The 16,250-nt window shown below is 70.1% G+C and carries 16 protein-coding genes and 3 pseudogenes; 11 read left to right on the forward strand and 8 right to left on the reverse strand.

What is annotated here, in order from left to right; translation table 11 throughout:
- Positions 1-20: 20 nt before the first annotated feature.
- The 3 genes from ACYSMR_RS18550 to ACYSMR_RS18560 all read left to right on the forward strand — a co-directional run bounded on the left by ACYSMR_RS18550 (position 21) and on the right by ACYSMR_RS18560 (position 2,209).
- Complete coding sequence (locus ACYSMR_RS18550; protein WP_461748114.1) at positions 21-224, forward strand: hypothetical protein; 204 nt, start codon at positions 21-23, stop codon at positions 222-224.
- Between the two features lie 72 nt (positions 225-296).
- Positions 297-875 (forward strand): IclR family transcriptional regulator domain-containing protein, encoded by a 579-nt coding sequence (locus tag ACYSMR_RS18555; protein ID WP_461748115.1) that lies wholly within the window; start codon positions 297-299, stop codon positions 873-875.
- Positions 876-949: 74 nt separating this feature from the next.
- A complete protein-coding gene (locus ACYSMR_RS18560) occupies positions 950-2,209 on the forward strand; it encodes a hypothetical protein (protein WP_461748116.1) in 1,260 nt (419 codons plus the stop codon).
- A 95-nt stretch (positions 2,210-2,304) separates the two neighbouring features.
- On the opposite strand, the gene ACYSMR_RS18565 is transcribed toward ACYSMR_RS18560, so the two are convergent.
- From ACYSMR_RS18565 to acnA, 4 genes and pseudogenes are all read right to left on the reverse strand, one after another.
- Complete coding sequence (locus ACYSMR_RS18565; protein WP_461748117.1) at positions 2,305-2,784, reverse strand: Lrp/AsnC family transcriptional regulator; 480 nt, start codon at positions 2,782-2,784, stop codon at positions 2,305-2,307.
- A 246-nt stretch (positions 2,785-3,030) separates the two neighbouring features.
- Positions 3,031-3,232 (reverse strand): annotated as a pseudogene (locus tag ACYSMR_RS18570) (helix-turn-helix domain-containing protein); the annotation flags it as partial.
- 204 nt (positions 3,233-3,436) lie between these two features.
- Complete coding sequence (gene rraA, locus ACYSMR_RS18575) at positions 3,437-3,931, reverse strand: ribonuclease E activity regulator RraA (protein WP_461748118.1); 495 nt, start codon at positions 3,929-3,931, stop codon at positions 3,437-3,439.
- A 30-nt stretch (positions 3,932-3,961) separates the two neighbouring features.
- Positions 3,962-6,568 (reverse strand): aconitate hydratase AcnA, encoded by a 2,607-nt coding sequence (acnA, locus tag ACYSMR_RS18580; RefSeq protein ID WP_461748200.1) that lies wholly within the window; start codon positions 6,566-6,568, stop codon positions 3,962-3,964.
- Positions 6,569-6,690: 122 nt separating this feature from the next.
- On the opposite strand from acnA, the gene ACYSMR_RS18585 reads away from it, so the two are divergent.
- The 5 genes from ACYSMR_RS18585 to ACYSMR_RS18605 all read left to right on the forward strand — a co-directional run bounded on the left by ACYSMR_RS18585 (position 6,691) and on the right by ACYSMR_RS18605 (position 11,044).
- The gene (locus ACYSMR_RS18585) at positions 6,691-7,362 is read left to right on the forward strand and encodes a GntR family transcriptional regulator (RefSeq protein ID WP_461748119.1); all 672 of its coding nucleotides are present in this window, start codon (positions 6,691-6,693) and stop codon (positions 7,360-7,362) included.
- A gap of 128 nt (positions 7,363-7,490) precedes the next feature.
- Positions 7,491-8,507, forward strand: coding sequence for a tripartite tricarboxylate transporter substrate binding protein (locus ACYSMR_RS18590; RefSeq protein ID WP_461748120.1), 1,017 nt, complete (start codon positions 7,491-7,493; stop codon positions 8,505-8,507).
- A gap of 68 nt (positions 8,508-8,575) precedes the next feature.
- Positions 8,576-8,974, forward strand: coding sequence for a universal stress protein (locus tag ACYSMR_RS18595; protein WP_461748121.1), 399 nt, complete (start codon positions 8,576-8,578; stop codon positions 8,972-8,974).
- The gene (locus tag ACYSMR_RS18600; RefSeq protein ID WP_461748122.1) at positions 8,964-9,539 is read left to right on the forward strand and encodes a tripartite tricarboxylate transporter TctB family protein; all 576 of its coding nucleotides are present in this window, start codon (positions 8,964-8,966) and stop codon (positions 9,537-9,539) included. Before ACYSMR_RS18595 ends, ACYSMR_RS18600 begins: the two co-directional genes overlap by 11 nt.
- Positions 9,539-11,044: a tripartite tricarboxylate transporter permease gene (locus ACYSMR_RS18605; RefSeq protein ID WP_461748123.1), complete on the forward strand. Its 1,506-nt coding sequence runs from the start codon at positions 9,539-9,541 to the stop codon at positions 11,042-11,044. Before ACYSMR_RS18600 ends, ACYSMR_RS18605 begins: the two co-directional genes overlap by 1 nt.
- A gap of 130 nt (positions 11,045-11,174) precedes the next feature.
- On the opposite strand, the pseudogene ACYSMR_RS18610 reads toward ACYSMR_RS18605, so the two are convergent.
- The 3 genes and pseudogenes from ACYSMR_RS18610 to ACYSMR_RS18620 all read right to left on the reverse strand — a co-directional run.
- A pseudogene (locus ACYSMR_RS18610) lies at positions 11,175-11,554 on the reverse strand (helix-turn-helix domain-containing protein); the annotation flags it as partial.
- Between the two features lie 148 nt (positions 11,555-11,702).
- Complete coding sequence (locus tag ACYSMR_RS18615) at positions 11,703-12,122, reverse strand: hypothetical protein (RefSeq protein ID WP_461748124.1); 420 nt, start codon at positions 12,120-12,122, stop codon at positions 11,703-11,705.
- A 449-nt stretch (positions 12,123-12,571) separates the two neighbouring features.
- A complete protein-coding gene (locus ACYSMR_RS18620; protein ID WP_461748125.1) occupies positions 12,572-12,988 on the reverse strand; it encodes a hypothetical protein in 417 nt (138 codons plus the stop codon).
- A 756-nt stretch (positions 12,989-13,744) separates the two neighbouring features.
- On the opposite strand from ACYSMR_RS18620, the pseudogene ACYSMR_RS18625 reads away from it, so the two are divergent.
- Positions 13,745-13,900 (forward strand): annotated as a pseudogene (locus tag ACYSMR_RS18625) (DUF4193 family protein); the annotation flags it as partial.
- A gap of 27 nt (positions 13,901-13,927) precedes the next feature.
- Here the strand turns inward: ACYSMR_RS18625 and ACYSMR_RS18630 are convergent.
- The gene (locus tag ACYSMR_RS18630; RefSeq protein ID WP_461748201.1) at positions 13,928-14,515 is read right to left on the reverse strand and encodes a helix-turn-helix domain-containing protein; all 588 of its coding nucleotides are present in this window, start codon (positions 14,513-14,515) and stop codon (positions 13,928-13,930) included.
- 78 nt (positions 14,516-14,593) lie between these two features.
- Here ACYSMR_RS18630 and ACYSMR_RS18635 point away from each other — a divergent pair, with 78 nt between their 5' ends.
- Both ACYSMR_RS18635 and ACYSMR_RS18640 read left to right on the forward strand, forming a co-directional pair.
- Entirely contained in the window at positions 14,594-15,517 is a 924-nt protein-coding gene (locus ACYSMR_RS18635; RefSeq protein ID WP_461746799.1) for an NAD(P)/FAD-dependent oxidoreductase, read from the forward strand.
- 65 nt (positions 15,518-15,582) lie between these two features.
- Complete coding sequence (locus ACYSMR_RS18640) at positions 15,583-15,843, forward strand: hypothetical protein (protein WP_461748126.1); 261 nt, start codon at positions 15,583-15,585, stop codon at positions 15,841-15,843.
- The last annotated feature ends 407 nt before the right edge of the window (positions 15,844-16,250 follow it).

A 16,250-nucleotide genomic window follows, 5' to 3' on the forward strand; every position in this document is an offset into this window, starting at 1 on the left:
TCAGGAAGGAACTGACTGCCATGCCGGCCGACCTGCGACCCATCCACGACGTCTCGACCCTGCAACGAGGCGACCACCTCGAGATCCACCAGTTCGGGTTCCCCAGCTACAGCGGGATCGTGGTTGCGACCATGCCCAAACTCAAGGTGGTGTGGATCAAGGACACCCGGACCGGAGAACGAAAAATGCTCTGCGCCGATGACCACCAGTTGCGCCGTCCTTGAACCAGCTGACGCCTCCACAGATGGCCAGGATGGGTGGAATGGCTCCAGCGGCGTCGTTGCCCCATAACGCCTGTGTTGAGGTTGACCTGCCCGGGCGCACCACCACTCCGCCGCTACTGCGCTCTGGCGACTACCGGGCCACCCACGCTACGGCCGTGGGCAAAGCCCTCCTGCCCCCCGTGGCAGGACGCCTATCTGCAGGAATCACTGGAGCCGGCCGGACCGCGCACCATCACCTCACCCCGCACACTGCGCACCCACTCGAACGTGACGCGCGCCCAAGGCTCCGCCCACGACCTCGAAGAGACCGCCCCCGGCATCCGCTGCATCGCCAGCCCCGTCCCTGGCCCCAACAGCCTGCCCATCGCCGCGATCGGAGTGTCCGGGGCCAGTGGTGACCTGACCCTGAGACGGGCCGCCCCGGCCGTGAAATCCGCCGCCAACACCTGGACCGCCACGTCCACCAGCACCGTTTACCGATCCAGGCCTGAACCGCCGCACCAGCATCAGCGCCTGATGACCCGTCACTCGCTGCTCACTCCTGCGGCTTCGGATCCAACCACCGCCGGACCCCGAACAGCTCCTTGCCTCCCCCACCACCCCCTATTCCGGGGTCACGCACTGCGACCGGACACCGGCCACCACCCCTGACCGACCCGCACAGCCTCTGCGTGAAGGACCTCCGCACCGGCCACACCCCGCCACCGATAGGAGAAACGATCCGCATGCGCCACCCCCGCCGGACCACTACCGCAGATGCCGCCGACCGCACCGACGACCCGGCCCGCCCCACGACCGTTCCCAGCCCCGCCCTGGGCCTGGCCGCTTTCACCGGGTTCTGCCTGATCATGGCCGGACCCAACGTCCCCGTCCCGCTGCTGCCCGTCTACGTCGAGCACTTCACCCTGGACCCACTGGCCCAGGCGCTGCTCTACAGCTCTTACTTGGTGGCCCTGGTGACGGTGCTGCTGCTCATGGCCCGCCGCCGCGGCACCCGGGCCCTGCCCGTGCTGCTGGCCACCGCGGTGGGCGTCTCGGTGCTGGCCGATGTCACCGCCGTGCTCGGCGCCGACACCCTGCCGCTGCTGCTGACCGCCCGGGCGCTGTCGGGTGTGAGTGTCGGTCTGGGCACCGGGGCGGCCTCGGCGGTGATCCTGGTGGCCCTGGGCAGCACGGCACGGACACTGATCGCTTCAGGCTCCATCCTCGGATCCCTGCTCGGGGCCCTCGGCAGCGGAGTGATCGGCACACTGCTGCCTGCACCGACCACCACCGCCTACCTCGTGCACGCCACCGCCACCACGGCCGTGCTGTGGCCGCTGCTGTGGCTTTACCGGCGCGAGGCGCACCTGCTCACTCAAGGCCTCACGCTCCCGACCTCCCCGCCTCGGGCCTCTACGCCCCGCACCGGGCCCCTGACCCGGCGCCACCGCCTTGCCGGCCTGATGATCGGCTGCCTGGCCTGGACCGGTGTCTGCGTGCACATCGCGCTCATTCCCGCCGCTGTGCGCACCGGCCACGACCTCTCCCTGCTCACGGCCGTGTTGCCCGTGGCCTGCTACCTCGGCGCTTCCTACACCGCCCAGCAGCTCCTGCGCCCGCACCTGAAGCAGGTGCGGGGATGGCACGTGCTGGGACCATTAGCGGTAGGCCACGCAGTGCTGGGTGCGGCCCTGGCCCAGAACTCCCTGACGCTGCTGCTCCTGGCTTCCATCGCTGCCGGGGCCGCCCAGGGCCCGGCCTACGCCCTCGGGCTGGCCACCATGACCTACGGGCTCTCCCCCACCCAGCAGGCACGCACCTCCTCCACCTACGCGGCCGCGACCTACGGCGTCGCCGCCCTGGGGGTGCTCTCAGTCGGGGCCACCGCCACCGCCATCGGGGTGCCCCAGGCCCTCCTAGTCCTCGCGGCTGTCTTCGCCGCCCTGGGCACGGTGGCCGTCGCCGCCGCCGGAGCCCGTCAGGACCTCAGCACCGTGGACTGACCGGGCTACCCCGGCACCGGCGGGCCACCCCAGTGAGGCCACTGCAGGACCCGGCGGAACAGCCACGGCCGGCTTCACCACAGTAGGGACAGGGGTCAAGGCTGCTCGGTGAGCAACGGTGCCATGCGGTAGGGGATGACCGTGCGCAAGAACATGCTCGTGGAGGTCCGCAGAATGCCCGGGCACAGCCGGATCTCCTCCGAGACCCGGTACAGGTCCTCAGGGTCCCGCGCCACGACCCGGCACAGCAGATCGGTCTGCCCGGCCGGGGCGAAGACCTCGATGACCTGCGGGATGGCCTGCAGCCCAGTAATCGCGGCGTCGAGCTGGTGCTGGTCCAGCTCCACCGCCACGCTGGCGGCCATCCCGTAACCCAGGGCCGCCGGTGCCACCCGTGTGCTGTGCGCCCGCAAGGCCGGGCTGGTGCGGTAACGCTCCAGCCGGGCATGGATGGTCCCGCGCGCCAAGCCCGTGCGCTGGGCCAGGGCCAGCACGGTCATCCGCGGGTCCTCGTCCAGGGCGGCCAGGATCCGCCGATCAATGGCATCCAGCTGTGGGGTCGTCACGCTGACCATCTCTGCCTCCTCACCTCGGGGCCATCCGGTCAGAATGACCAATCCCACGATAGACACTTGTGCGCCATGCGTATCGCAGTGTCTCCTGGTGTGCAGACGGCGCGCCCCCACATCCAGACGGGTACGCCGCGGCAGGCGCCGGCGGTCCACGAAACCTCCGGGGCCGTGTGCGCTCACCACCCCGCAGCCACAGCCCAGCTCACGGCCCGTGGGAGCTCCTCCAAGCTCCCACGGGCCGAGCACTCTCTACACCCCCTCCACCGGGAGCTCTCGGAGCCTGCGGTAGAGGGTCGCCCGAGACATGCCCAGATCCCGGGCAACCTGGGTGGCCGGCTCTCCACTATCGATGAGCCGGACGACGTTGCGGAGCTGGGAGTCGGCGAAGGCGGGGTGCCATGAGAGTGAATACCATGGATCCCATCGGAGTGGAGGTGTCCACTCCCTCACCGGTTCAGCATCCGCGGCTCCGCTCCCTGCCCCGCGGCCGTCCGGCAAAGGTCGGGTTGCTCTTCGCCGATTGACGATGCCTGCACAGGCACCCCGAGGCAGCACATGGCCCGTGAAACACCCTGAGGTGGGTCCACGGGCCATGGTCCGGCACACGCCCTCTAACGGGCCATGCCCGGTGGGGTCCTTCCGCGTGGGTGTGGGGTCAGCGTTCGACGAGGATGCCGTCGTCGTCGCAGTAGACGGTGGCTCCGGGGCGGAAGGTGGCCCCGCCGATGGTGATCTCGATGTCCTGCTGGCCGCTGCCGTTCTTGGTGGACTTGCGGGGGTTGCTGCCCAGGGCCTTGACCCCGAGGGGAAGCGTGGCCAGTTCGTGGCGGTCGCGGACGGCCCCGTGGACGATCACCCCGGCCCAGCCGTTGTCCGCGGCGGTCCTGGCCATGGAGCCGCCCATCAGCTCACGGTCCAGGGAGCCGCCGCCGTCGACGACTAGGACGGCGCCGTCGCCGGGGGTGGCGATCATGGTTTTGAGCAGGGAGTTGTCCTCGAAGCACTTCAGGGTGCGGGCGGGGCCGTGGAAGTGGGTGCGGCCGCCCACGGACTGGAACTGGGTGGCGACGGACTGGTACTGCTCGCCGTGCTCGTCGTAGACGTCGGCCGTGTAGACGGTCGTGGCGGTGTCCGGGGTGGTCTCGGTCATGGGTCTCTCGTTTCTCTCGGATGGGGTGGGTCAGACGGTGAGGGTGTCGGCGAGGATGGTCGGGATGACTCCGCCCCGACGCAGCAGGTGGGCCTCGAGGTCGGTCTCCACCGCGGCCCGGGTGGTGAAGTCGACGCGGGTGCCGTCGGTCCGCAGCAGGGTCACGGAGATCTCGGCGCGCGGCACGATGTGCTCGGAGCCTGCCTGTACGCGGAGGCGGTCGCCGGGGCGCAGGTGCCGCAGGGGCTCCTGCAGAGCGGCGGGAACGAGCAGGGGCAGGATGCCCATGCCGATGAGGTTGGAGCGGTGGATGCGTTCGAAGCCGGTGGCGAGCACGGCGCGTGCGCCCAGCAGGCGCTGGGCCTTGGCGGCCCAGTCGCGGGAGGAGCCCATGCCGTAGCGGTCCCCGCCGACGATCACCACGGACTCGCCGGCCGCACGGTAGTGCTGGGCGGCGTCCCAGATCGGCAGGAGCTGCCCGGTCGGGGCGTGGACGGTGTGGGCGGTCGGCGCCTCGGGGGTCAGGTGGTTGATGAGGGTCTTGTTGTGGAAGGCTCCGCGGACCATGACCTCCCAGTTCCCGCGCCGGGAGGCGAAGACGTTGAGGTCGCCGCGGTCCTCCCCGCGCTCCACCAGGAAGTCGGCCACCGCGCTGTCGGCGGGGATCGCGCTGGCCGGGGAGATGTGGTCGGTGGTGACGTCGTCGCCGAGGACCAGCAGCGGGTGGGCGGTGTAGTCGCCCAGCAGGCTGCCCTCGGTGGGGGCGGCGAAGGGGGGCCGGCGCAGGATGGTGGAGGTCTCCTCCCAGGGGTACAGGTCACTGGTGGGGGCCTCGATCTCAGCCCACAGCCGGTTCTGGGCGGCCACCCGGAAGTCGCGGGTGAAGTCGGCCGGGTCCACGGCGGCCGCGACCGTCCGGTCGATCTCGGCCGGGTCCGGCCACAGCTCGTCGAGGTACACGGGGCGGCCCTCGGGGCTGAGCTGGACCGGGTCGCGGGTGAGGTCGACCTTGGCGTCCCCGGCCAGGGCGTAGGCGATGACCATGGGCGGGGACATCAAAAAGCCCAGGTCCAGGTTCGGGTGGACGCGGCCGGGGAAGTTGCGGTTGCCGGACAGGATCGCCACCGGGGAGACGTGCCCGGCCGCCTGCGCCTGGTCGATGACGGGGGTGAGGGATCCGGAGTTGCCGATGCAGGTCGCGCAGCCGAAGCCGACGATGTCGAAGCCCACCGCCGACAGGTCCTCGCTCAGCCCGGCGCGCTTCAAGTAGCTGGCTGCGGCCGGGGAGCCCGGGGCTAGGGAGGTCTTCACCCAGGCGGGCACGGTGAGCCCAAGCTCGCGGGCGCGGCGGGCCAGCAGGCCGGCGGCGACCAGTAGGCGGGGGTCGGAGGTGTTGGTGCAGCTGGTGATCGAGGCGATGGCGACCGGGAACTCCGGCAGCAGCGACTGGTCGGCGCGCACCGGGGTCGGCTCCTGCTCGAGGGCGGTCTTAATCTGTGCGTGGGGCAGCAGGTCCTGGGGGCGGCGGGGCCCGGCGGCGTAGGTCTGCAGGGTCGAGAGGTCGATCTCGACGGTGCGGGTGTAGGACGGTTCGGCCGCCGGGTCGAACCACAGCCCGGTGCGGCGCATGTAGGCCTCGACCAGTTCGACCTGCTCGGGCGACCGTCCAGTGCGCACCAGGTAGTCCAGGACCTGGTCGTCGACGGGGAAGTAGCCGGTGGTGGCCCCGTACTCCGGGGCCATGTTGGCCACCACGGACCGTTCCCCGACGGTGAGGGTGGAGACGCCGGGGCCGTAGAACTCCACGAACTCCCCGGTCACCCCGATCGCGCGCAGGCGGTGGGTGACGGTCAGGGCCAGGTCGGTGGCCAGCGCCCCGGCCCCCAGGGCCCCGGTCAGGCGCACGCCGACGACGTCGGGGATGCGCAGGACCGTGGGCATCCCGAACATCACGGTCTGGGCCTCCAACCCGCCCACGCCCCAGCCGAGGACCCCGAGGCCGTTGATCATCGGGGTGTGGCTGTCGGTGCCGATCATCATGTCGGGTACCGCCCACAGGTGCCCGTCGCGTTCCTCGGTGGTGACCACGGTGGCCAGCTGTTCGAGGTTGATGGTGTGCATGATCCCGGTGCCGGGCGGGTTGATGTGGACGTTGTCCATGGAGGCGGCCGCCCATTTGAGGAATCGGTAGCGTTCCTTGTTGCGGCGGATCTCGTGGCCGATGTTGCGGACCGGGGCGTCGGTGCGGGCGTACTCCTCCACGGCCAGGGAGTGGTCCACCGAGACCTCCACCGGCAGCAGCGGGTTCAGCGCCGCGGGATCTCCCCCGGCCTCGGCCACCGCGTTGCGCATGGCGGCGATGTCCACCAGGGCCGGGGTGCTGGTGGTGTCGTGCATCAGCACCCGCCCGGGCAGGAAGGCGATCTCCTCCTCACTGGTGCGCTCCACCAGCCACCGGACCAGCGCGGTCAGGGCCTGTTCGCGCTCGGGCCCGGCCATGGTGCGGGCGGCGTTCTCGGCCAGCAGCCGCAGCACCACCGGCCACCGCAAGTAGTCCTCCCCCACGGTCGCGGCCACGTCGGCGATGCGCAGCTCGCGCCTACCTACCGACAGGACAGGGGCACTGGTCGGGCTCAACGGGCTCACGGTCACTCCTCCGATATGCGGTCATGCTCATTATAGGTTATAACCTGTAAGATGTGGTGTGCAACACCAAGGTGCTAGCGTTGAGACACCTTGAACCCACCGCAGGAGCAGATGTGACCCCGCCGGCCGCTGGCATCTTCACGAAGAACGACTACGCCTATGCGGAACTGCGTACCCGCATCCTCACCGGGGAGCTGGAGGCTGGCGCCGTGATCCCTCAGGCCCGCCTGGCCGAGGAGCTCGGGGTGAGCACCACCCCCCTGCGGGAGGCGATCCGGCGCCTGACCGCTGAGGGCATGATCCATCTCGAGGCCCACCGCGACGCCCGGGTCACGGAGGTCTCCGCCGCCGAGGCCCGGCATCTCTACGAGGTGCGAGAGAGCGTGGACCCGCTAGCCGCCGCCCTGGCCGCCGAGCGGCGCACCGAGTCGGATTTGGCACTGATGTCCCGGGCCCTGGAGCGGCTCACCCCGATCCGCGATGCCACCAATCTGGATGCCCTGATGGCTCACCGGGAGTTCCACCGGGCGGTTTACCGCGCCTCGGGCAACCCCATCCTGACCGACATCCTGGAGAAGCTGTGGGACAAGGCCGACCGTTATCGGCTGATCGGCCTGCGCGCCGGCGGCGACACTGCGGACGACAGTGATCGGGTCGCCACCGAACATCAAGCGATTTTTGACGCCGTGGCCGGTGGCAACCCCGACTCCGCTGCAGAGGTCATGCGCGCCCACATCGGGCGCAGCCTCGGGCGCCGTGCCATCGACGCTCTCGGGACCGACTGACCTTGAAATGGTGAAATGCTTGGAACGTGGTGGACATCACATTGTGTAGGTTATAACCTATAGCTTGTGACGGTGGGGATGGTTCTTCCTCCACCACCTGTAATCCTCCACCAGCAAGGAAGTCGTCCATGGCGCACACCCATTCGCCCGGCACCCGCCGGAGCCTCAAGCACCGCCTGCTCAGCCTCACCGCCGGCGCTGTCGGCGTGGTCCTGGTCGGCGCGGCCGTGGTGGATGCCTCGGCCAGCGGCACTGGCAACGACGCCCGCAGCCAGTTGACCCTCATCGCCCCGGCCGCTGCCGGCGGCGGGTGGGACGGGGCCGCCCGGGAGGCCCAGCAGGCGATGCGGGCCCAGGGCGTCGTCAACAACACCCAGGTGGTGAACATCCCCGGTGCAGGTGGCACCATCGGTCTGAGCCAGTTCGCCGGGATGGAGGGCGAGTCCTCCACGCTGATGATGATGGGCATCACCATGCTTGGGGCCATCAAGATCAACGGCTCCGAGACGGACCTGGGCGACGTCACTCCGATTGCGCGGCTGACCGACGACTACGACGTGGTCGTGGTCCCAGCCGACTCCCCGATCCAAGACCTCGACGATCTGATCACCACCTGGCGGCAGGACCCCTCCCAGTTCGCCTTCGGCGGCGGGTCCCTGGGCAGCGTGGACCAGATGATCATCAGCCAGCTGGCCGGGCAGAACGGCATCGACCCGGCCGAGGTCAACTACATCGCCTACTCCGGCGGCGGGGAGCTGGCCACCTCGCTGATGTCGGGCACGATCAAGGCCTCCGTGAGCGGCTATCAGGACTTCGCCGACCAGATCGAGGCCGGCCGGCTGCGCGCCCTGGCCGTCTCCGCCCCGGAGCCGGTGGAGTCCATCCCGCTGCCCACGCTCAAGGAGCTGGGCCACGACGTGGAGCTGACCAACTGGCGCGGCATCGTCGCCGCCCCGGGCATCACCGCCGAGCAGGAGGCGGAGCTGGAGGCCATCGTCACCGAGTTCGTCGCCACCCCGGAGTGGCGCGACGCCCTGGAGCGCAACCAGTGGACCGACACCTTCATGGTCGGGGCGGAGTTCGAGGAGAACCTCGCCCGTGAGACCGAGGTCGTCAACGGCATCTGGGCCGAGCTCGGCTACTGACCACCTGCACTGACGCTGACCCCAGCGCCTGCACCGACTTCACCGATTCCACGGAAAGGACCACGACCATGAGTGTTCTGGTGGCCTACGCCCACACCGCCGAAGGCCGCGCTGCCTTGCAACACGGCCACGACCTCGCCCGCAAGGAGGACCTGCCGCTGGTCGTCTTCGACCTCGACGCCTCCTCCACCGCCGAAGACCACAGCGTCACGACCCCCCACGAGCCCGGGACCCCACTGGCCACCGAGGAGGTGCCGGCGCGGTGGATCGCCCGCGACCACCGCAACCCCGACGCCGCCGGGGAGTTCCTCGACGCCGCCCAGGAGATCGACGCCCAGCTGATCGTCGTGGGCGTGCGCCGCCGCTCCCCCGTCGGCAAGCTCTTCCTGGGCTCCAACGCCCAGCACATCATCGTCGGCGCCAACGTGCCGGTGCTGGCCGTGAAGGCGGATCACCATGAGTCCTGACCAGTTCACCGTCATCGACGACGCACCTCCCACCACCCCGGTCAACGCCCCCGCACCCGCGCGCGGCTTCTGGACCGGGCGCAGCAGCCTGGTGGTGGCCGCCCTGATCCTGACCCTGGCGATCTACCTCACCGTGGGCATCACGACCATGGAGATCCCCGAGGGCGCCAAGACCCCGGGGCCCACCTTCTTCCCGATCATCCTGGCGATCTGCGCCTACGTGCTGGCCGGTCTGCTCGCCCTTCAGGCGTTGCGCCACCCCGAGGTGCCCGAGACCGATCAGGAGCAGATTGAGGTCACCGGCCGGACCCACCGCACCCACAGCGACTGGAAGGCCCTGGGCACCGTTCTGGCCGCCTTCCTGGCCTTCAGCCTGCTGCTCGTGCCGGTGGGCTGGATCCTCTCAGCGGCCCTGCTGTTCTGGCTCATCTCCTGGGCGCTGGGCAGCAAGCGGCCCGTCTTTGACGTGGGGCTGTCCCTGGTGTTCTCCTCGGCCATCCAGGTGGCCTTCTCCGCGGGACTGGGTCTGAACCTGCCCCCGGGTCTGATGGAAGGAATCCTCTGATGGAATCGCTGTCCCTGCTCCTCGAGGGCTTCTCCCAGGCCCTGACCCCGATGAACCTGCTGTGGGTCTTCGTCGGCGCCTTCCTGGGCACCGCCGTGGGTGTGCTGCCCGGCCTGGGCTCGTCCATGGCCGTGGCCCTGCTGCTGCCGGTGACCTTCAGCCTGGACCCCACCGGGGCGTTCATCATGTTCGCCGGGGTCTACTTCGGCGGCCTGTTCGGGGACTCCACCATGGGAATCCTGATGAACACCCCCGGCGGGGCCACCGCAATCGCCACCTCCTTCGAGGGCCACAAGATGGCCAAAACCGGCCGCGCCCCCCAGGCGCTGGCTACCGCGGCGATCGGGGCGTTCATCGGCGGCATCATCGCCACCACCCTGGTCGTGTTCTTCGCCCCCAAGCTCGCCGAGGTGGCCATCATGTTCGGGCCAGCCGAGTACTTCGCCCTGGCCGTCTTCGCCTTCGTGGCCACCGCCTCGGTGGTCTCCGACTCGGTGGTCAAGGGCCTGGGCGCCCTGATCATCGGCCTCATCCTGGCCGTGGTCGGCATCGACGGGATCTCCGGGGCCCAGCGCTTCACCGCCGGAGTGCCCGAGCTCTTCGACGGGGTGAGCATCATCGTGATCACCGTGGGCGTCCTGGCCCTGGGCGAGGTCTTCCACGTCGCCTCCCGGATCCACCGCACCCGCACCCTCCACGCCGAGAACACCACCGGCCGGCCCTATCTCTCGGCCAAGGAGTTCCGCGAAGCGATCCCGGCCTGGATGCGCGGCACCGCCTATGGCGTGCCCTTCGGAGTGATCCCCGTCGGCGGGGCCGAGGTGCCGACGTTCATGGCCTACGGCACCGAACGCCGCCTGGACCGCCGGCGCAAGGACCCTCAGTTCGGTCGCGGCGCCATCCGCGGTGTCGCCGGCCCCGAAGCGGCCGGCAACGCCACCGCCGGCACCGCCATGGGCGCGCTGCTGGCCATGGGCCTGCCCACCTCGGCGACCGCGGCGATCATGCTCGCGGCCTTCCAGCAGTACGGTCTGCAGCCCGGGCCGCTGCTGTTCGAGCGCAGCCCCGACCTGGTCTGGGCGCTGCTGGCCAGCCTCTTCGTCGGGCTGGTGGTCCTGCTGGTGCTCAATCTGCCCTTCGCCCCGCTGTGGGCGAAGCTGCTGCTGATCCCGAAGCACTACCTCTACGCCGGGATCACCGTCTTCTGCGCCCTGGGCGTCTTCGCCACCTCTGCGGCCGTGTCCGACCTGCTGCTGGTGCTGGCCATCGGTTTCGTCGGCTTCCTGCTGCGCCGCTACGGCTTTCCGCTGGCCCCGGTGATGATCGGCGTGGTCCTGGGCCCGCTGGCCGAGACCAGCCTGCGCAACGCCATGATGTCCGGCGGCGGACACGTCAGCACCCTCGTGGACAGCCCCATCACCTGGGCCCTCTACGGCCTGCTGGCCCTCGTCCTCGCCTACAGCGCCTACCAGAAGCTCCGTTCCTCCAAGCAACGCGACGTCTAGACCCCAGCCAACGCCCAGACACCCACCAGAGGCGGCCGCCTTCCCCCGAACAGAGGAAGGCGGCCGCCTCTTGGCATGGCTACCGGAAGTGCATCCCCTGCACCACTGGACCTGGAAATCCTGAGCGCACTCAGACAGTCGGCGCCGGCAACTCCCAGATGCACTGATACAGGGTGGCCCGCGACATCCCAAGGTCGCGGGCCACCTGGGTGGCCGACTCACCCGCGTCCATCAGACCCAAGGCGTTGCGGATTTGGGAGTCGGTGAAGATGGGGCGTCGCCCGCCGAGATCCTTGCCGACGGCCCGACGCTTGGCCACCAAATCGGTAATGCGTCCGCGCTTGATCCCCAGCCCCATCGGGGCCAGGGCTACCATGACGGCGAAGAACATCAACCCCCTCGGGGTCGCCGTGTCCACGTCTCCCCACCATGGATCAGCACCCGCAACCCCGCACCTTTCCCTGGCAGCCGCTCGGCAAAAGCAAGCATGGTCGGCGTCGACGGACCCACCTCCGGACCTGCACGACCAACCCTGCGGTGTCGTAGTAGCGCGATAACACGACACGTCTCGCTGGCCCCGATACCCCTCTCCTAGTGGCGCAATCCTTTGAGTCCTGGGTGGTGTTCTGCAGCAAGAGGTGGATGCGGGGGCCGACGATCATCGTTGCCTCCGGGCCTGCCCGATGCTCACCCCTGCGGCGGCCACCGCGGTGCCAACCCCGGCCGCCACCACCACGGTGAGCACCCCGTCGATGAGCATCCGTCCCGGGTCCATCCACCCCACGGCCCCGCCCATGGCGCCCGCCAGGAGAAACCACGCCGCTACCGCGGGGGCCTGCCCCAGCAGCGCGGCCACCACGGACGCGGCAGCCCACCGGCGCACCGGCCGGGACCCCGGGGCGGGCCGGCGCCCGTCGGCCACCGCCCACCCGAAGGTCAGCGCTGCGGCGGCGCCGCCGGCGACCAGCACCGCGACGAGATCGGCGTCGAAATCCGGGGTGGTGGTGAGGGCGTAGGCTGCGACCGCCAGGTAGGCCGCGGCGAACACGCTCACCTGGGCCAGCGCGCGGGCGGTCACCTGCAGGCCATACCGTGCCGGAGAAGGCCCGGTGGAAGGGCCGGACGAGCCGGTCACCGGGCGAGCCCGGGTGCGCTGCACCGCGGCACGGTGATGTCGGTGGTTCTGGTCTTCGGCAGCCCCATGGGCTCAGCCCTTTCTCGAGGGGTCGTGGGCGGTGATACGTGGATGGTGATACGTGGATGGTGATCACGGGGGTGCTCGTGCCGGGGCCGCAACGCAGGTCGTCGTTCACGACCAGGCCGGTGGAGGCCCCCCGGGGTGGTCGAGAAGTCGCTGGGCATCCGGCGCTGCCTGGGGTGGAAACGCTCCGGTTCTCGGCCGACTCGGCCTCGGTGCGGTACTGGCCCACCCCGTTGCGGAGGATCTCGACGTAGTCCTGGAGGTTCCTCGTGACTGGCGTGTTCCGCGCCGATCACGCCGCTGGGGCGGGGCCGTGGTCGGAGGGCTCAGCAGTCCAGGGAGCGGGAGGTCGGCTCGGGGACGCCGCGGGCTCTGCGGACGCGGCGGGCGCGGACCTCTGCGCGGGCCAGCCGACCCGCGTAGAGCGCTGCGGCCAGTGCACCAGTAGTCAGCACCAGCGCACCCCACAGCGGATCCTGCCCGCGGGAGGTGGGGGCCGCCACGAGGACCACGGAGAACACGGCCACGGCCACGAAGAAGGCAGCCAGAAGGGCCATCCCCGCAGCGCTGGTGACCTTGATGCCTGATCCGGCCCGGACGATGCCGATCTCGTCGCGGGCGTAGCTGTGAAGCTGCCCGTCCTTCGTCCGGGACAGCATCCTCGGCTCGCCGGCGGCCACAGCGTCGGCGTGGCGGGCGCGTACCTCGTCATCGAGTCGCGGGTCCGGTGTCTGCGGGGGCATGGGTCAGTCCTTCCAGTCGGGCAATGAGCTCCGACAGGTGCCAGGGGTGCGGGAGAACGCCGGCGTAGAGCCCGGGAACCAGCGACAAGACCGCAGAACGGGGGGGTGGTCTCAGCGTATCCGGGGCCCTGAGGAGAGGCGCGGAAGGACTCGTGGAACTCCGCCGACACGGACGCCTGAATCGTCGGGGACGCCGCGTTGCACCGGGACGCACCGCAGGGTCTCTCCAGCGCCGGATTGGGCTCGAAGGCCGGAGTCACCGGCCGGTGGACAGGAGACCGACCAGCGGTAACCATGAGCGACGGCGCTGCAGCCCACGGGCGCACCGGTCGGCGCTGTTCCTCTTCACCCACCTGGTGTGGGCCGGACCTACGGCAATTCTCCGCAGAAGGCCCGCGAGCATCCTGAGGAGGGAAAGGGCTTCCAGGAAGCCACCCCCGGGAGGCATGAACAGCGCAAGGTGGCGATCATCAGCACCGCGGCGAGGGCCACGCCCCGGACGAGGTGGGGGCTGTAGCGGATCTCCTGCTCGGCCCGGGAATGTCGTAGACCCCGAGGCGGGCCGGATGTGATGAGGCAGCGCGGGGGTGTTGATGCAGTAACCGAGGCCGAAATACTCCCATTGCGCCCGCCAAAATCCAGGGCCCCACACCCCCGCCGTGCAGGAAGGCTGGATGCGCATCTTCGGCCGAGCTGGTCTTTCCCGTGCCGGGTTCACGCGCACGCCCACACCTTTTCAGGAGGACGCAGCACGCCATGGCCACCGATTACGACGCCCCGCGGACCCGGGACGAGGACGAGCCGGCCAACGAGTCCCTGGAAGCCCTCCAGGCCCGGATCAGCGTGATCACCCAGGCACCGGCCATTGATCTGGAGGACGCCGACACTGCCGGAAGCATCGACTTGCCCGGGGCGGACCTGTGTCTCGGGCCGCTCGGGCTACTCCTGGCGGGAGGTGGCGCGGACGTGCATCCGTTCTCCTTGGCCGCCGAAGAGGCTGAGGACCTCTGCGGAGTGGGTCCCGGTGCTGCCGAACCAGTGCGGCACCCGGGTGTCGAACTCGGCGACCTCACCGGCTTCGAGGATCAGGTCGTGGTCTCCGAGGAGGAGGCGCATGCGCCCGGAGAGCACGTAGAGCCATTCGTAGCCCTCGTGGGTTTTGAGCTGCGGGGCGGCCCTCGAGGCGGGGATGATGATCTTCCATGCCTGGATGCCCCCGGGTCGCCGGGTCAGGGGGATGACGGTCCGCCCGTGCGCGTGCCTGGGTTTCAGGCGGATCCGGGGGTCTCCGACTTCGGGGGCGCCCACCAGGTCATCCAGCGGCACGTGGTAGGCCTGCGCCAGGGGCAGCAGCAGCTCCAGGCTCGGGCGCCGCTGCCCGGTCTCCAGCCGCGACAGGGTGCTCTTGGAGATCCCGGTGGAGGCGGCCAGAGCAGTGAGGGTCACCCCGCGTTGGGTGCGCAGTCGTTTCAGCCGGGTCCCGACCTGGTCGAGGGTTGCCGCAATCACCGTTGTCGTGTCGTCCACGGTGTCATCCAACGCCTTCTTCCCAGGAACGGCAACGTTCATTGCCAAGATCGGGATACCGGGTTGAGGCTGGTGGACATGAGCGAATACGACGTGGTGATCATCGGCGGCGGAGCCGCCGGGCTCTCGGCGGCACTGGTGTTGGCCCGGGCCCGCCGCACCGTGCTGGTGGTGGACTCCGGGGCCCCGCGCAACGCCCCCGCATCCCACATGCACGGGTTCCTGTCCCGGGATGGCCTGCCACCGGGTGAGCTGCTGGCCCTCGGTCGGGCAGAGGTGAGTGGTTACGGGGGCAAGATCCTCGAGGGCACCGTCACCGCGCTGGTGCAGAACGGCACCTCGGGGTTCTCGGTGCTGCTCTCGGGCGGTCGACGGGTGTCTGGGCGGCGGTTGCTCGTGGCGACCGGCTTGGGCGATGACCTGCCCGACCTCCCCGGGCTGGCTGAGAGGTGGGCCCGGGATGTGCTGCACTGCCCGTACTGCCACGGCTACGAGGTGCGCGACCAGCGGCTCGGGGTGCTCGGCAGCTCACCGGACACGGTGCACTACGCCCAGATCGTCCGGCAGTGGTCCGAGGACGTCGTGTTCTTCGTCCCCACCGGGACCCTCACCGCCGCCCAGCGGGCTGGGCTGGCTGCCCGGTCCATCGGCCTGGTGGAGGGCACGGTGCGGCGGGTCCTGATCGAGGACGACCGCCTGTGCGGTGTGCAACTGGACGACGGGCGCACCATCGGCCGCGACGCGGTGTTCGTGCCACCGCGCTTCGTGCCCCACAGCGACCTCCTGGTGGGGTTGGGGTGCGAGCTGGACGGGGCCGGGTGGCCGGTGAAGGACAGCACGGGACGGACCACCGTTGCTGGGGTGTGGGTGGCGGGAAATGTGGCCAATCCCCGGGCCCAGGTCATCACCGCCGCCGGTGAGGGCTCCGCGGCCGCGATCGCCGTCAACGCCGATCTGGTCGACGAGGAGGTCCGCACCGCCATCCGCGACATGGGTCTTTGATCCCCGAGTCGACTCCGACGTCGACCACCGCTCACTGAGCGACACGACCACCCCGAGGAGCACCGATGTCCCACCACACTTCACCGCCGCGCCCGGCGACGGTGTCACCGCCGAACCGGCATCATCTGGCGCTGATGATCTGGGTCGCGGTCTTCCCCACCCTGACCTTGATCAACCTCGTGTTCGGGCCGTGGCTGGAGGCGCTGCCCACGGTGGTGCGCACCCTGGTGCTCACCACCGTCACGGTCCCGATCGTCGTCTACGGCCTCATGCCTCCACTGCACCGGGTCCGCACCCGCCTCCTCACCGGCCCCGCCGGCCGATGAGCCGGACGCCACTACCCTCCCCATGAGTCACACTCGCCGGTGCGGTCGGGACGTCCCACCGGAAAGGGCTTCACAAAGGGCCCGGTCGTAGGCGGAGCCAACCACCGGGAGGATCATGGGGACCACGAGCAGGCCGATCGCGCCGGCCCCGGGGGATCCGGCCCCTGCTCGCACGCGCTGACCGGGGGCCACCCACACCGCCGGATGGGTCCTCACCACGCACGGCAGCCCGGAGCGCACCGGCCGGTGTCGCCAATAGACATGGGCTTCGCATCCACGCGAAGGCTTCAGCCCTCAGGCGCTTCCTGTGGCGAAGGTGCCCTGCGCGCCAGCCCTCCCTTCCTCGCCACGATCGCGCCGGCCCATCGGCGCGGACGTCGCCTCTCATCCGCGGCCCGCTCCAGTGG

Source organism: Kocuria sp. U4B (assembly GCF_054875615.1).

Coding starts and splice junctions, on each gene's coding strand:
- ACYSMR_RS18550 (WP_461748114.1), top strand. CDS start 21: ATGCCGGCCGACCTGCGACCCATCCACGACGTCTCGACCCTGCAACGA.
- ACYSMR_RS18560 (WP_461748116.1), top strand. CDS start 950: ATGCGCCACCCCCGCCGGACCACTACCGCAGATGCCGCCGACCGCACC.
- ACYSMR_RS18565 (WP_461748117.1), bottom strand. CDS start 2,784: ATGGTCAGCGTGACGACCCCACAGCTGGATGCCATTGATCGGCGGATC.
- rraA (WP_461748118.1), bottom strand. CDS start 3,931: ATGACCGAGACCACCCCGGACACCGCCACGACCGTCTACACGGCCGAC.
- ACYSMR_RS18590 (WP_461748120.1), top strand. CDS start 7,491: ATGGCGCACACCCATTCGCCCGGCACCCGCCGGAGCCTCAAGCACCGC.
- ACYSMR_RS18595 (WP_461748121.1), top strand. CDS start 8,576: ATGAGTGTTCTGGTGGCCTACGCCCACACCGCCGAAGGCCGCGCTGCC.
- ACYSMR_RS18600 (WP_461748122.1), top strand. CDS start 8,964: ATGAGTCCTGACCAGTTCACCGTCATCGACGACGCACCTCCCACCACC.
- ACYSMR_RS18605 (WP_461748123.1), top strand. CDS start 9,539: ATGGAATCGCTGTCCCTGCTCCTCGAGGGCTTCTCCCAGGCCCTGACC.
- ACYSMR_RS18620 (WP_461748125.1), bottom strand. CDS start 12,988: ATGCCCCCGCAGACACCGGACCCGCGACTCGATGACGAGGTACGCGCC.
- ACYSMR_RS18635 (WP_461746799.1), top strand. CDS start 14,594: ATGAGCGAATACGACGTGGTGATCATCGGCGGCGGAGCCGCCGGGCTC.
- ACYSMR_RS18640 (WP_461748126.1), top strand. CDS start 15,583: ATGTCCCACCACACTTCACCGCCGCGCCCGGCGACGGTGTCACCGCCG.